The sequence below is a fragment of the Lentilactobacillus fungorum genome, from assembly GCF_016860605.1.
Lineage (GTDB): Bacteria > Bacillota > Bacilli > Lactobacillales > Lactobacillaceae > Lentilactobacillus > Lentilactobacillus fungorum.
This window is the reverse complement of the sequence record NZ_BNJR01000017.1, coordinates 138,230-153,625: the sequence shown is the minus strand read 5'-3', so window position 1 is coordinate 153,625 and position 15,396 is coordinate 138,230. Positions and strand designations below refer to the sequence as shown.

Here is a 15,396-nt window from a genome sequence, read left to right as displayed (position 1 = left end):
GGAGTGGTGGCGCGATTTGTTTCATTTCCGATCAGCTGGTTAGCGCGTAAATCAGGCGCTCACTGTGGCTGGTATATTTTTTTTGAATGTTAGCGATAATCCAGATTGCATTTACAAGAGTGGATAGCCCGATTTTAGGCACCCCATGGATAATGGTTGGAACGGTTTAGTCAGTTTACTTGGCGATCACAAAAAAGAGATGTTATAAACAACGGTTTCCTATCGGGGTTAACGGATTGACTGATTTTCTTACTGATTAATCTTATGAAGGCGACGTCTATTCAAAAGAAACTTGATGCCGGCCGCAATTGCAAAGCCGGTGAGCCAAATTAAGCCAATGATGGTTAATTTGATGCCAAGTGATAGTCCGGGCGTTTGATAATGCAGCTGAATAAAGTGGCGGCCAGCCGGAATCTTGGCGCCAACGAAGCCTTGGTTGACAATAAAAGTGTTGGCAGGGTGGCCATCAATTTTTAAGTGCCAGCCGGTTGAATAGGGAATCGAGGTTGTTAATAGCCGACTTTGATTGACAGCGTTGGTCTCGCCGCTAATGGCGTTGTTGGTAACTGTTTGGCGTTGCAGCCCGGCTTGCTGGAGTCGATGGATTTGTTGATTATACTGGCGGTTAAATGGAACGGCGATGAGCTTGACTTGATCAAAATGCAGCTGTTTAACGCCTTTAAATCGGAGGACTAATGATTTTCGCGGTTGATTAGCATAACCTAAATTGACAACCACCTGTTGGCGATCTTCGTAATCTGATAGATTATTCATCGGTAATTGCCGGAAATAGGCAAAATTGATTGGCGAGGTAATGGCCACCGTATAGCCACCGAGGTCTGGTTGCTGAATGGCGGTCCTTAAACGATTGATTTTAGCTAATTTTGAAACGGGGGTTCCATCGATAATTGAATCGGCCCGTAAACTGTTAAGGCGATCCATCGCAGTATGACAGCCTTTGTCAATACCATTAATAACCAGATATAGCTCGCTGTTTTGAGCCTTTTTGGGTTGATTGATTGTTAGCCGATAAGCCAAATGACGGCCCTGAGCATCGCTGTCCATCATATGAAGACCGGTATGATTAAAGCGTTGATTGCGAGCGATGACGGCTTTATTTTTGGCCAAAACAGCCTGAAGCGGTTTACCATTGGGATTGACACCGGTAGCCTTTTCCCAGATAGCAATTTTACGCTTTGGCAGCGTCGTCCGATACTTTTTGGCGGTCGCACGATAACGGCTATTTGGGGAAAGTCGTAGTCGCGATAAGACGGCTTTGACCGGGGTATCAACAAGGTGTTGATCAAACAATTGAACCGAATATTGAACCGGTTGGGTGGTTACTTTGGGCTGAATAGATTTAATCCCCGAAACGGATTGGTTAATTTGAGCTCCTTGAAGCAGGGATTGCTCACGTTCGAGTGGCGATAAATGATGATAAGTCGAAGCCGTGATTGCCTGGTTTTGGGTATATACCAGTGGCAATGCCAGATTGTTTTTTAAAAGAACCGTGCCAGAATGATTACTGAGCCCGCTGACTGGCTGTTCTGGAAAATCGACAATGCGGCCATTTTTGCGCACAAAGTGATACCCATAGGGGATTGCTTGGGGGCGTTTGACGATATCTGTTTTGGTAAACATGTAGCGAACACCTAATTGGTTTAACAAGGTTGTTCGCCCATCGCCTTCACCCAAAACAGAGTTAACGACCGCCTGAGAATCATTAAGTGATCGGCTGAATCGATAAACATAGCCGTTTTGAATTGAGTAGTAAGCGCCGAGATCATGAGTGCCGAGGACCATAGGAATATTATTACCGGCCGTTCGGTGAGAATAATAACGTTGACTGGTCGTGGTTCGATAAAAGCCGCCTTGAGTGGGGAGCTTAGCCTGGGCGCCATCGTAATATTTGTTAAGCCATTGGGAAGCGGCACCGACGGCAACGTTAGCGTTGATATTTTTACTGTTGTTTGGACTAAACCATCCTTGACCATTGCTGATGAGATTGACAATGACCAGGCTGCTTAAGATGACCGCGACGGTTCTAGGAGATAGTCGAAGGGGCACTTGACAAGCAAATAAAAGTAAAAAGCAGCCCGCAAATCCATAAGCAATCAAATCATTTTGCGGCAAGTTAAGGGTAAATCCCTTAGTTATCCAAACAAGACTGATTAACATCACAAACGCGCCAAGGAGCCAGATCAGGTCGCCCCTTGATAGTTTTGCCAACTGATCGACTAAAATCATCGTGGCCAAGGAAAAAGGAAGGACCGCTAAAAACAACCACCGATTTGACGGGGTTGATAGCCCATTGGTAGTCGCGCTAATCTGTGGCAAAAGCATGCCGATGATAATCAAAACCAGAATGATTGCCAATGATCGGTATTTTTTGAAATGGCGAAGGACATAGATGGCTGCCAGAAAGACAAGTCCACAAAGGTTGAGAACTAACCAGTAATCTTTGGTGGTGGTGCTGGTCATCAATTGGTTTGGGATAGCTAGGTAATATTTTATTGGGTAGAGCAGCAAACCATTTGCAAATTTTGCGTGATAGGCAATGCGAGTTGATTGAAAGACTGTAAGTAAGGTAGGAACTAGAATCACGCTCGCCATTAATAGCCCAGTTATAATGGCTTGGGCAAGACAATAGATGATTTTTTTCAATGGTAATTGGGCCGTGTGAGCAATATGTAAGTATCTGGTTAGTAAGTAAACAAACGTGCCAAGTGCCAGCATGTAAGCAAAGTAAAAGTTACTGATGAGCGTTAAACCAATCGCAATTGCCAGCGGTAGCCAGTTCTGCCGATGAAGCACCTTTTCAACCCCCATTGCAAGAAGTGGAAACAGCATCATCGGCAACAAGAAGAATGGGTGGTGCATTGAAACGTAAAAGTTGTAACCAGAAAATGTGTAAATAAGGGTGCCAATCAGTTTGCTATGACGGCTAAATGAACGCTCATTGGCCCAGGCGAGAAAGGCTACGCCGACACAGTATAGGCGTAATATAATGAGAACTTGATAACCAAATTCTAGTTGACGGGCAGGAAATAAGGCAATTAAGTAACTAAATGGGTCACCAATAACATAGAAGGCAAATGTCGTGAGTTGATCGGCGCCAGCACCAAGATTCCAAGACCACCCAAACAATGATTGGTGAACCCTGCCCTGCAGAATCGCCTGAAATTGTGCCAAGATAGGGAAATGTTGGGCGATCCCATCTACGTTCCAAATTAAAGTTTTACCAGCCAACCAGGGAATCGTATAAGTTAATAGGCAGATTAGCAAAAAAGCTGCTGTGTACATCAAAAAAATAGATAATTTAGACGAACGTCTCCTCAAATAAGTTCCGGTTTGCATGAAAGTCCCTCCTCAATGCTAATTTAATTGTTACTTTTAGCAGGAGTAATGGCAAGCAATCGGATAGAATTTAATAATATTGAAAATAATGTTATCTTGGTGTCTTTTATGTTGCAACTTTTTTACAATTGATGGTTAAAAATTTACTTGGTAATTAACGAACTCCCCCCAGATAAACTTATGAATTTTTTGGTTAATAGTTGTGAATATTTTATGAAAGCCAGAAATATTTATACTGAATAGATGAGAATGTTAGTGTGGATTTGAGGGAAAATCGGTGGACTACCGCTTTTTTGATATTCTAATCAAAAAATTATCTTCTAATCTTATTAATAGACATTGTATAAAAAACCGGTTATGCTAACTTGTGAAGGGATGATTAAATAAAAAAATTAATAATAAAATGCCTTCAGATATTGTGCACTAATTTTGTTAAAAATCTCGCATTTTTGATGATAAAAAATGTACGATAGCGTTTCCAAAAAAGACTATGATGTAATTGTACTCAAAGGAAGAGGAGGTAACAAGAATGACAAGTCCAATTCATGTAACATCTGAAATCGGTAAGCTCAAAACAGTTTTACTGAAACGACCTGGTAGGGAAATTGAAAATTTCACCCCGGAAATGATGCCACGCTTACTGTTCGATGATATTCCATATTTACCAATTGCTCAAAAGGAGCATGATTACTTTGCCGATACACTTCGAGATAATGGGATTGAAGTCCTTTATCTGGAAAAACTAGCCGCTGAAGCATTAGATGCTGGTGGTGACAAAGTTCGAGACGATTTCTTAGAGCAAATGTTAACCGAATCTGGATATGCGACAGGCACAATCCATGATGCCTTAAAAGACTACTTGGGCAGTATGAATAATCAAGACATGGTCAATAAGATCATGGAAGGGATTCGGAAGAACGAAGTTGACTTCGTTCCAACAGACTTAGTCAGTGCTGCCGAAACTGAAGATTATCAATTCTATATGGACCCAATGCCTAACCTTTACTTTACCCGTGATCCATCGGCATGTATTGGTGAAGGCTTGAGTATCAATCATATGACTTACCCAGCCCGGCAACGCGAGTCATTGTTTAATGAAATTGTGATTAAGTATCATCCACGATTTGCAAACAAGGGCATCCATGTATGGCGTGACCGCAATCACGACACTCGAATTGAAGGCGGCGATGAATTAGTCCTGAATGATCACGTGATGGCAATCGGGGTTTCACAACGAACTTCTGCTGATGCCATTCAAGACATTGCCAAGAATTTATTTAAAGACGGGCATTTTGACACCGTTATTGCAATTAAGATTCCACACAATCATGCAATGATGCATTTAGATACTGTGTTTACAATGATTAATTACGATCAATTCACTGTTCATCCAGGAATTTTAGGCGAAGGTGGCCACATCGATACTTGGACGATTACACCAGGCAAAAATGAAGGTGAACTTCATCTTGAACACCGGACCGACTTAAAAGCGGTTTTGAAGGATGCATTAAAGCTCGATGACTTAGATTTAATTCCAACGGGCGGTGGTGATCCGATTATTGCTGGCCGTGAACAATGGAACGATGGCTCAAACACTTTGGCAATTGCGCCAGGCGTTGTTGTTACCTACAATAGAAACTACGTATCAAATGACTTGCTTAGAAAACACGGTCTCAAAGTACTGGAAGTTATCTCAAGCGAGTTGTCAAGAGGACGTGGGGGTCCACGTTGCATGAGCTGCCCAATTGTGAGAGAAGATATCTAGTTGATAAAACCGATGGTTAACAATTACCAAGTAGGTCAGGCGTTAAAATAGCTACCTCCTTAACTTTAAGCCCATGGTTTTGGGCTTAAAGTTAAGGCGCTTATACGCCGCTGACCAATGCTTAATAGGCAGCTTGCTACAATGAAAGGTTATCATGGTATTTGATTATTCAGTACCCAAACAAATTATCAAGGAGAATCGATTATGACAAAAGACTTCAGACAAAACGTATTTCAAGGACGTAGCGTATTAGCAGAAAAAGACTTCACAGCTTCAGAGCTGGAATATCTAATTGACTTTGGATTACATCTCAAAGCCTTGAAAAAAGCTGGTATTCCGCATCACTATTTAGAAGGAAAAAACATTGCGCTTCTATTTGAAAAGTCATCAACACGAACCCGTTCAGCATTTACCACTGCTGCAATTGATCTTGGTGCCCACCCAGAATACTTGGGTTCGGGTGACATCCAATTAGGTAAGAAGGAGTCGACTTCAGATACTGCTAAGGTTCTTGGTAGTATGTTTGATGGGATCGAGTTCCGGGGATTCAAACAAAGTGATGCTGAAATTTTAGCTCGGGATAGTGGTGTTCCGGTTTGGAACGGGTTGACAGATGAATGGCACCCAACTCAAATGTTAGCTGATTTTATGACGGTCAAAGAAAACTTTGGTAAACTTCAAGGCTTAACTTTAACCTTTATGGGCGATGGCCGAAACAACGTTGCCAATTCATTGTTAGTTACTGGTGCCATTCTAGGTGTGAACATTCACATTGTGTCGCCAAAAGAATTGTTCCCAACAGATGAAATTCAAAATATTGCCAAGGGATTCGCTGAGAAGTCAGGCGCAAAGCTGTTGATTACCGATGATCTTGATGAAGGTATGAAGGGTTCAAATATCGTTTATACTGACGTATGGGTATCAATGGGTGAAAGCAACTGGGAAGAGCGCGTTAAGTTATTAACCCCATATCAGGTCAATATGGCTGCACTGAAGAAAACCGGCACACCTGATGATCAGTTGATCTTCATGCATTGCTTGCCTGCATTCCATAATACTGAAACCGAATATGGTAAAGAAATCGAAGAAAAATATGGCATTACTGAAATGGAAGTTACTGATGAAGTGTTCACCAGTAAGTATGCTCGTCAATTTGAGGAAGCTGAAAACCGAATGCACTCAATTAAAGCAATGATGGCAGCCACATTAGGCAACCTCTTTATTCCAAAGGTTTAAATAGGTGCCAAACCACTAGATAGGTTCGATGGGTTGTATTTTTAATCCCGACTCTTTGGTTAGTTGATCCGATTAGTGTCAAAGGCTGTTGAAAATTGCTTATGAATAAATTGCAATGAGGTAGAACGGTATCTACTGATTGCACACAAACTTGAACCTCCAAGAAAACTTAGTCAAACAATCTGAGGGACTGGCAGCAAAACAATTGTTTTGTCCCAGTCCCTTTTATTTTTTAAGAAAGAAGGAGAAATTTATGGGACGGAAAATAGTAGTTGCACTGGGCGGCAATGCCATTTTATCTAAAGACGCTTCTGCCGCAGCCCAACAGCAAGCGTTACGTGATACAGCAGAACACTTGGTTAAGTTCATTGAAAACGGTGATCAACTGATTATTTCGCATGGAAATGGCCCCCAAGTTGGTAATTTATTACTTCAACAAGCTGCTGGCAGTACCGAGGATAACCCAGAAATGCCACTTGATACAGCAGTTGCAATGACTCAAGGAAGCATTGGCTATTGGATGCAAAATGCAATGAATCAGGTTATCAAGGAAAAGGGCTTGAATAAAACAGTTGCAACGGTTGTCACCCAAGTAGAAGTAAGTGCCGATGACCCGGCATTTAGCCACCCGACTAAGCCAATTGGACCATTTATGAATAAAGATGAAGCTGATTTAGCTAAGAAACAAAATCCTGATTTTACGTTTGTTGAAGATTCTGGCCGAGGTTATCGCCGAGTTGTTCCATCTCCTAAGCCAATTGGGGTTGTGGAGACTGAGGCGGTTAATACGCTTGTTGACGCTGGCATTGTTCCAATTTCAGTAGGTGGCGGCGGAATCCCGGTGGTTAGCAACGGTTCTCAGTTGGTGGGTAAAGAAGCAGTGATTGACAAAGACTTTGCAAGCGAAAAACTAGCTGAGCTAGTCGGTGCCGATGCCTTGATTATTTTGACGGCAGTTGACCATATCTTTGTTAACTTTAACCAACCAAATCAACAAAAACTTGAAGCGGTGACGGTTAGCGAATTAGAAAAATTTGTTGGTGAAAACCAATTTGCGCCAGGAAGTATGCTGCCAAAAGTTCAAGCAGCGATGGACTTCGTGAAGGCGACTGGAAAAGAGGCGGTGGTTACTGCACTTGATAATATTGAAGGGTTCATTGAAAACGGTAGCGGGACAGTGATTAAGCCAGAGCCGTCGAAAGTATAAGCTGTTTAGTATATAGACCTAACGTTACGGATGTAAAATTTAGTTAGTTGAGATATGACAAAGCCCCTGAGGTAAATGGCTGAGATCTCTTGTTATGAAAATGGGTCTTTAAGAGAATTCCCTTTGCCTCGTTAGTACTCGAAAGGACTACTGTGATGGAAAAAGATGTTAATTTAAATGGCAACGCCAATGGTATTGGCCTGCCAGCGTTAGTTGCAACGGTTGTGACGTCTTCCATTGGTTCGGGTATCTTTGCATTGACCTCCGATCTAGCTCATGCAGCTTCTCCAGGGCCTGCATTGATTGCATGGTTGATTGTCGGTGTTGGAATTTTAATGCTATCGCTGTCCTTAAACAATTTAGTTATGAAGCGCCCTGATCTTGAAGGCGTGTTTGCCTATGCTGAAGCGGGTTTTGGCCAGTATGCCGGCTTTATTAGTGGCTGGGGCTATTGGTTGTCTGCCTGGTTGGGTAACGTGGCCTTTGCGACCGTTATGATGAGCTCGATCGGTTATTTCTTCCCAATATTTAAGTCCGGGCAAAATTTGCCGTCAATTTTAGCGGCCAGTATTGCTTCTTGGGCCCTCACTTATATTGTGAATCAAGGAGTTGAAAGCGCCGCAATTTTGAATGCCATTGTAACGATTTGTAAATTAATTCCACTGTTCACTTTTATTGTTGTTGCCATTATTTTGTTCAAAGGCAATTTATTTACGTCCATGTTCTGGAATAACCTCAGTGGCCATTTTGATGGTGGTCAAGGAGTTGGCACTCAGATCAAGAATTGTATGATGGTGATGATGTGGGTTTTTGTTGGAATTGAAGGCGCCGCAATGATGTCATCGCGGGCAAAAAAGAAGTCTGATGCGGGCCGGGCGACAATTTTGGGACTTTTGTGCTTGTTGCTAATTTATGTATTGGCGTCTGTCTTGCCTTATGGTTATTTAACAAGGGGTGAACTAGCAACCATTCACCAACCAGCTATGGTTTATATTTTTAACGATATGGTAGGAAATTGGGGCGGCATCTTTATTAGTATCGGCTTAATTATCTCCATCCTAGGATCCTGGTTATCCTGGACAATGTTACCAGCTGAAACGATGCGGCTAATGACAAACCGAAAATTATTACCGCCAATATTTGGCCGGGAAAATAAACACCGGGCCCCAACTTTCTCTCTCGTGTTAACGGCTGTTTTGATCCAACTTTTTCTCTTTACACTGCTATTCACTGAAAAAGCCTACAATTTTGCTTATTCACTTTGTACGGCGGCCATTGTGATTTGTTATATTTTCGTCGCCGCTTATCAAATTAAGCTATCTTGGCAGCATATCCACGAAAAAGGGAGTTTTAAGCAACTGGTGATTGGCCTAATTGCCTTTTTATTCCAAGTTGTTGGCATCACACTTGCCGGGCTTCAATATGTTTTGTTATGCTTTATTGCCTATATTCCTGGAATATTCTTCTATGCAAAAGCCCGTAAAGATGCCGGTGCTACCCAATGGTTATCAAAATCCGAATGGGCCATGACTAGCTTAATTGCGCTTGGGGCGATTGTGAGTGTTGTATTATTGGTAGTAGGTAAAATATCCGTTTAAAACACTGGAGGGAAATCAAATGCAAATTGCTGGATTTGGGGTTGAAGAATGGTTAAATGTCTGGGAGAAAAAGGCCACTTATGACATTGCGCAAAGTACCATTGCGTCAATGACAATGCAAGAAATTTTAGATTTAGATGGTCAAAACGGCCAAACGTTTTATGACTTGCTTAACAAGCAAAAGATGAACTACGGCTGGATTGAAGGATCACCAGAATTTAAGCAAGAAGTGGCTAAATTATATGACCATGTTTCACCGGACAACGTCCTGCAAACAAATGGCGCAACCGGAGCTAATCATTTAGCGTTATACGCGCTTGTCCAACCTGGGGATCATGTTATTTCGGAATATCCTTCTTACCAACAGCTATACGATATCCCTAAATCGCTGGGCGCAGAGGTTGACTATTGGCATATTCATGAAGAAGCTGATTGGTACCCGGACATTGCTGAATTAAAGCAATTAATTCGACCGGATACGAAATTGATTTGCTTAAATAATGCCAATAACCCAACCGGAACAATCCTCAATCGGGACTTCTTGGAGCAAGTAGTTGAGATCGCCAAGTCGGTTGGTGCTTATGTTTTAGTAGATGAAGTTTATTTACCCTTGGATGATCCAAGCAAATTTGTGTCAATTGTTGACTTGTATGATAAAGGAATTGCCACCAACTCATTGTCAAAGACTTATTCAGTTCCAGGAATTCGAGTTGGCTGGACAGCAACTAATCATGAATTAGCTGATTTGTTTAGGAAGTATCGAGACTATACGATGATTTGCTGCGGTGTTTTTAATGATATGCTGGCAACCTATATTTTGAAGAATCGGGATAAGATTTTGGCAAGGAATCGCCAACTCGTTTTAACTAACTTAAAAATTTATAAGCAGTGGATTGATTCCGAGCCACGAGCAAGTGTCATTATGCCCCAGGCTGTGTCAACATCGTTTCCTAAATTGGACGTGCCAGTAGACATTGAGCAATTCTGTATTCGATTACTTAAGGAACAGGGTGTGTTGCTTGTTCCGGGAAATCGATTTGATATGCCCGGACACGTTCGACTTGGATACTGCGCTCCAGAAGAAACGTTGCGTGAAGGCCTCAAGCGATTGTCGCTATTTTTGAGACAATATGATTAATCGGTGACTTTCTGCAAATGTTTAACCCCAAGAATAGTCACTCATCAGTGCTGATTTGAATCTGGGTGTCTTTAATTGACGCTTAGGATTTATAATGGGTGTTAGTTGGGAAATTGAAGACCAAGCGATGCTTTTAGGGATTGATTACCGAAGCGATTCGTGGGGGACCCTTTTCTTGATGAGATAACCGTTTTTGGGGAGATTAATGATTATGAAAAATAAGCATGTAGATCAACTAGACGCAGATAAGCTGCGAACCCATCCAGAATTTGGCCCGTTGACTGATGAGAACATTGAGAAGTTGATCGCGGCGACAAAGGTAAAAAGCTATCACCGCGGACAGATTTTATTCGATCAAGGGGACCCTCGAAATAACTTTTATTATTTAGTTGATGGCGTCGTTAAGTCATTTCACTGGAATGAAGATGGTGAAGAACAACTTTATTTATATGTTCGCCAGAATAAAGCTTTCCCATATATTGGCCTGTTTGACGATGAATACTATGCGTACACCGTTGAAAGTATGACTGAGGTGAAGCTTCTGGAAATGCCAATGCCATTATATGAGGAAGTCTTGCGGGCAACTCCCGAACTCATGGTGAATGCGATCCGTGAGATGAGTCGAATTATTAACATGGCGGAAACACAATTACAGGAAATGGTCACAACTAGCGCCAAAGCCAGAGTATGGAACGCTATTTGGTTTTTAGGCCAACAAATTGGAGATGATCAAGAAGATGGGACGATCTTGATTCCTTATCCAATGACTTTGATTGAATTATCGAAAGTGAGTGGCACAACTCGCGAAACGACTAGTCAAATGGTTCAGCAATTGGTTAAAGAAAACAAGATCCAATACAATCGAAAGTATTTCAAAATTTTAGTTAGAGATCAATCATCTACCTAAAAGAGGAGTGAGTCATATGGAAGAGAAAAAAGACGGTAAGTTAGGCTTGCTGGAATTAATTGGCCTTGTTGTCGGTTCAATCATTGGCGGCGGGGTATTTAACCTCATGCACGATATGGCCGCTGGCGCCGGCCCGGGTGCCATTATTATTGGCTGGATCATTACCGCAATTGGGATGGTAATGCTGGCATTAACCTTTCAAAACCTCATCATGAAGCGTCCGGATCTTGATGCCGGAATTTATAGTTATGCAGAGGCTGGCTTTGGTAAGTACATGGGCTTCAACTCTGCATGGGGCTATTGGCTATCTGCTTGGCTTGGGAATGTCGGCTACGCAACTTTGCTAATGAGTGCGGTAGCTTATTTCCTGCCAATCTTTGGCAACGGCCAAAATATTTGGTCAATCATCGCTGCCTCCTTCATTTTATGGGCTTGTCATTTTATGATTCTACGCGGTGTTGAATCAGCATCATTTGTCAATGTTGTGATTACGATTGCCAAATTGGTGCCAATCTTCTTATTTATTCTAATTGTCTTGTTTGCATTTAAGCTCAATATGTTTACCAGTAACTTTTGGTTTACGCCAACTGGCAAGTTTCAGTTTGCGGATGTCTTATCGCAAGCTAAAAGTACGATGTTGGTAACGGTTTGGGTGTTTATCGGTATTGAAGGAGCCGTTGTCTTTTCCGGTCGGGCTCGCAAACGTTCGGATGTCGGTAAAGCAACCGTTCTTGGCATTATCACTGTTATTTTGATTTATATGTTAGTAACATTGCTCTCATTTGGTGTGATGAGTCGAGCAGGGTTGTCTCATTTAACCCAACCGGCAATGGCTGATTTGCTTAAAAGCGTTGTTGGTGAGTGGGGATCAGTTGTCGTTAATCTTGGCTTGATTATTTCAGTGGTTGGTGCTTGGCTGTCTTGGACGATGTTTGCTGGCCAATTGCCATACGAAGCCGCCAAGGAAGGGTCTTTCCCTAAAATGTTCGCCAAGGAAAATAACAACGGCGCCCCGATTACGTCATTAACCGTTACTAACGTGTTGGTTGAGCTGTTTATGTTTACGTATCTCATTACTGCCGAGGCTTATAACTTCTTTTATTCAATTGCCAGTGCCGCAATTTTGATTCCGTATGCCTTTTCAGCCTTTTACCAATTAAAGTATTCAATCAACGATGATCATGGTAAAGGTCGTGCGGGCAACATTACGATTGGGATTATCTCCAGCGTCTATGCCTGCTGGTTATTATTCGCAGCAGGGGTTAATTATCTCTTATTAATGTCATTGCTGTTTGCTGCTGGTATTCCAGTATTTTGGATTCTACAAAAACGCGATAACCACGCCAAAAAAGTATTTGGCCCCGTTGAAATGACCCTTGCGATCTTGATTGTGATCGCTGCGATTTATACCATTTATGGGTTAGCAGTCGGTAAGGTTACTTTTTAATGCTGAATCAGTTGATTTGCAGGGATAGTTGATGGAATGAAACAGCTCTTAAGTTGCTTTTTGCAACTCAGTGATTTTAATTAATCTACATGCAATTATTGAGCTCATTTTTAGCAGCAATACTAACCGCTAAAAATGGGCTTTTTGTGGTTAAACTTATGTTTCTTAGCTGCTTGATTTTCTTAGCCAAACCAGTAATAATAAAGCAATGTTAATCTTTTATGAAAGTGGGAATAAAGTGCATGGCAGACCTATTCTTTGATTTTGATGGCACCATCGTCGATTCCGAAATTGGGATTGTTAAATCAATCAAATATTTTGTGAGCAAGATGGGATTACCAGAACTCTCTGCGAAACAATATCGGACGTTTATTGGGCCGGCATTAATTCGTAGTATTAAGGCCTATTATCCTGAATTATCAACCGCAGATGTCGACCAGGCAATTCGTTATTATCAGACCTATTATCGCCAGACGGGGATGTTTCAACTAACGATTTATCCAGGCATTCTAGAGGCGCTTACGACGTTAAGTGACGCTGGATATGCGGTTCATGTCGCTTCAGCCAAGCCCGAAGAGATGATTAAGCTGATTACGAAGCATTTCGACTTGGATCAATATTTCACTGGCGAGTATGGGGCTTCTTCTGACGAACGTACAAGAATCACCAAAACGGCCGTTTTAAAATATGCGCTTGAAAAAACAAACGCCAATCCACAACGGAGTGTGATGATTGGCGATCGAGATACCGATATGCTTGGCGGTTACCATAATCATGTTAAGACCTTGGGTGTCACCTATGGTTTTGGCGATGTTCCTGAACTAACGAAAGCTCATGCCATAGAGATTGTTAATCGACCAAACGAAATTCAGGCCGGTGTCAGTCGATTAGTTGGCTAATGGCTTTATGGTTTGATATAAGCATAACCAGCTTCTTGGAGCGAGATGAGATCAGCTACCCCCGCAGGGACGATTTTAACGTGAGCGGGCAGCTGGTCTTTTTTGACACTGTGACTATTCATGGCGTTTTGACAAGCGTGAAATTGAACCGCTTGGCTGGTTAATTCAGCAATCGTGGCTCTTAGCTGATTCTCAAGATATCCTAATATGGCATCACCATTGACTAAAACAACTATCTGATAATCTTGATTAGTGGCTTGACCAAATGTGATTAAGTTGGCAACATTACCCAGTGCGTGTTGCCACTTGGCCAAATCATCAATATGAAAAACAACTTGATGCGTCATTTCAATTCTCCTTTTCAGTTCTCTTTTATAGTTGGTTAGCAGCTAAAGCCGTTAAAAAGTTATGGTAATCTTTGTGAACCTGTTCTGAATATGAAGCAGCCCAGGCAACTAAACTGTTAGCTAGTTTTTTCTTTTTGCCGATATAACCACGGACAATGGCAGCCGTTGGGCTTTGGGCGTGTCCACGAGCTAATAGAAGGGCACAAATTTTAGCGTAGGTTTGAAAATCGTCATGATCCATCTTGGTGAGGTTCATCGATTCCTTCATGTCCCAGAATTGGCGAACATAGTAACTTCGATTGCTATCGTCGTTATGATAAAACCCTAACAGTGGATCAGAGGCTCGCTGAAGAACTTGTTGACAAGTAACGATCCGCTCACCGTTATCGGGGCCATTTTGACTGTATGGGGTGGTCACGTCAAAGCCTTGAAAGCGACGGGTCTGCAAGGCCTCCTTGATTTGTAAAACAAGGTGGCTGCCATCAATTGCGGTAAGCAGCACTAAGTAACACCGGGTACCAAAGCTGCCGACGCCAACGCTATGGCGCACAATGTCGCTAATATGAAATTGAGATAGTAACACGGCGACATCGGGACTGACAGTTTGATCGTATTTAACCAAATGGTTGCTAATTTCCTTAAATCGCTTATCAGAGACGTGAACCGTTCGCGGTGCGTTTTCTCTAAAAATTAAATGCCCACGCTTATCAATCGTAGTAAATTTCTTAACGACTTGCTCTGAATCCCGTTGTGAAGCACTGGTCAGAATTTTTCGCCATAGTTTGGGCAGGGGCTCATCATCTGCTTCTTGTTTTAAGAAATTTTCCACTTCAGTTGAAAAGTAGTAACGTTCCATTGCAGAATGCTCATCAAAACATTCACTTAAAATTTGCTGGTACGTTTCAACGGCTGACTGCATGATTTCCTTACTTTGAGCCAAATTGAGGCCGATTTGTTCGCCGGCTAAGACGATGCTGACCAACAGCCGGCGAACGTCCCAATCCCAAGAGCCAATTGTGGATTCATCAAAATCATTGAGGTCAAATAATAATTTGCGTTCTGGGGAAGCGTAGAATCCAAAATTGCCAATGTGGGCATCGCCAGAAATGACGACGGGGATATTGCTAGAGACTTGCTTTGAAAGGTCAAACGCCATTAATTCATCGGTTCCCCGAAAAAACGAAAACGCTGAAGCCGCTAAACGTTTATGGCGTAAAGGGAGTAATTCTTGAATTAACTTATGCTCAACGTGCTTAATTCCAGAAACAGCATCACGCTTAACTGGTTTGAACTGAGCAAAGGCTTCAAAAGGGATCTTTTCCCGGTTGTTTTTTCCCATTTGGATCAGTTCGCTGATGGAGCGATTAATCCTAATTTGGCTAAGATCATATCTTAAATTATTAGAAGAGAGGTTCTTCAGCCCCTGAGTTGGTTTAATTGGCATGATGAGGGCTCCTTTTAAATTTCAAAATGGGTGGTTGTGGAGAGAGGCAAG

The 15,396-nt window shown here is 42.1% G+C and carries 11 protein-coding genes; 8 read left to right on the top strand and 3 right to left on the bottom strand.

The window, feature by feature from the left end:
• Positions 1 to 249 precede the first annotated feature (249 nt).
• Positions 250 to 3,357: a YfhO family protein gene (locus YK48G_RS11385; protein ID WP_203630836.1), complete on the bottom strand. Its 3,108-nt coding sequence runs from the start codon at positions 3,355 to 3,357 to the stop codon at positions 250 to 252.
• Positions 3,358 to 3,886: 529 nt separating this feature from the next.
• Here YK48G_RS11385 and arcA point away from each other — a divergent pair.
• The 8 genes from arcA to YK48G_RS11345 all read left to right on the top strand — a co-directional run bounded on the left by arcA (position 3,887) and on the right by YK48G_RS11345 (position 13,554).
• Entirely contained in the window at positions 3,887 to 5,122 is a 1,236-nt protein-coding gene (gene arcA, locus YK48G_RS11380) for an arginine deiminase (protein ID WP_203630835.1), read from the top strand.
• 204 nt (positions 5,123 to 5,326) lie between these two features.
• Positions 5,327 to 6,358, top strand: a complete 1,032-nt coding sequence (gene argF, locus YK48G_RS11375; protein ID WP_203630834.1) for an ornithine carbamoyltransferase — start codon at positions 5,327 to 5,329, stop codon at positions 6,356 to 6,358.
• Positions 6,359 to 6,611: 253 nt separating this feature from the next.
• Positions 6,612 to 7,565 carry a carbamate kinase gene (gene arcC / locus YK48G_RS11370; RefSeq protein ID WP_203630833.1) on the top strand — a complete coding sequence of 318 codons (954 nt, stop codon included), beginning with the start codon at positions 6,612 to 6,614 and terminating at the stop codon, positions 7,563 to 7,565.
• Between the two features lie 155 nt (positions 7,566 to 7,720).
• Positions 7,721 to 9,163 carry an arginine-ornithine antiporter gene (gene arcD, locus YK48G_RS11365; protein ID WP_203630832.1) on the top strand — a complete coding sequence of 481 codons (1,443 nt, stop codon included), beginning with the start codon at positions 7,721 to 7,723 and terminating at the stop codon, positions 9,161 to 9,163.
• Positions 9,164 to 9,182: 19 nt separating this feature from the next.
• The gene (locus YK48G_RS11360) at positions 9,183 to 10,301 is read left to right on the top strand and encodes an aminotransferase (RefSeq protein WP_203630831.1); all 1,119 of its coding nucleotides are present in this window, start codon (positions 9,183 to 9,185) and stop codon (positions 10,299 to 10,301) included.
• A 211-nt stretch (positions 10,302 to 10,512) separates the two neighbouring features.
• Positions 10,513 to 11,208 (top strand): Crp/Fnr family transcriptional regulator, encoded by a 696-nt coding sequence (locus YK48G_RS11355; RefSeq protein ID WP_232365361.1) that lies wholly within the window; start codon positions 10,513 to 10,515, stop codon positions 11,206 to 11,208.
• Positions 11,209 to 11,224: 16 nt separating this feature from the next.
• Complete coding sequence (gene arcD, locus YK48G_RS11350) at positions 11,225 to 12,655, top strand: arginine-ornithine antiporter (RefSeq protein ID WP_203630829.1); 1,431 nt, start codon at positions 11,225 to 11,227, stop codon at positions 12,653 to 12,655.
• A 242-nt stretch (positions 12,656 to 12,897) separates the two neighbouring features.
• Positions 12,898 to 13,554, top strand: coding sequence for an HAD hydrolase-like protein (locus YK48G_RS11345; protein WP_203630828.1), 657 nt, complete (start codon positions 12,898 to 12,900; stop codon positions 13,552 to 13,554).
• A 5-nt stretch (positions 13,555 to 13,559) separates the two neighbouring features.
• Here YK48G_RS11345 and YK48G_RS11340 read toward each other — a convergent pair whose 3' ends face one another.
• Together YK48G_RS11340 and YK48G_RS11335 are read right to left on the bottom strand one after the other, a co-directional pair.
• A complete protein-coding gene (locus tag YK48G_RS11340) occupies positions 13,560 to 13,901 on the bottom strand; it encodes a DsrE family protein (protein WP_203630827.1) in 342 nt (113 codons plus the stop codon).
• A 25-nt stretch (positions 13,902 to 13,926) separates the two neighbouring features.
• Entirely contained in the window at positions 13,927 to 15,345 is a 1,419-nt protein-coding gene (locus YK48G_RS11335; protein ID WP_203630826.1) for a DUF2252 domain-containing protein, read from the bottom strand.
• Positions 15,346 to 15,396 lie beyond the last annotated feature (51 nt).

Bases quoted from the DNA above. Each gene is read 5' to 3' on its own strand.
- YK48G_RS11385 (WP_203630836.1), bottom strand. From the start codon at position 3,357: ATGCAAACCGGAACTTATTTGAGGAGACGTTCGTCTAAATTATCTATT.
- arcA (WP_203630835.1), top strand. From the start codon at position 3,887: ATGACAAGTCCAATTCATGTAACATCTGAAATCGGTAAGCTCAAAACA.
- argF (WP_203630834.1), top strand. From the start codon at position 5,327: ATGACAAAAGACTTCAGACAAAACGTATTTCAAGGACGTAGCGTATTA.
- arcC (WP_203630833.1), top strand. From the start codon at position 6,612: ATGGGACGGAAAATAGTAGTTGCACTGGGCGGCAATGCCATTTTATCT.
- arcD (WP_203630832.1), top strand. From the start codon at position 7,721: ATGGAAAAAGATGTTAATTTAAATGGCAACGCCAATGGTATTGGCCTG.
- YK48G_RS11360 (WP_203630831.1), top strand. From the start codon at position 9,183: ATGCAAATTGCTGGATTTGGGGTTGAAGAATGGTTAAATGTCTGGGAG.
- YK48G_RS11355 (WP_232365361.1), top strand. From the start codon at position 10,513: ATGAAAAATAAGCATGTAGATCAACTAGACGCAGATAAGCTGCGAACC.
- arcD (WP_203630829.1), top strand. From the start codon at position 11,225: ATGGAAGAGAAAAAAGACGGTAAGTTAGGCTTGCTGGAATTAATTGGC.
- YK48G_RS11345 (WP_203630828.1), top strand. From the start codon at position 12,898: ATGGCAGACCTATTCTTTGATTTTGATGGCACCATCGTCGATTCCGAA.
- YK48G_RS11340 (WP_203630827.1), bottom strand. From the start codon at position 13,901: ATGACGCATCAAGTTGTTTTTCATATTGATGATTTGGCCAAGTGGCAA.
- YK48G_RS11335 (WP_203630826.1), bottom strand. From the start codon at position 15,345: ATGCCAATTAAACCAACTCAGGGGCTGAAGAACCTCTCTTCTAATAAT.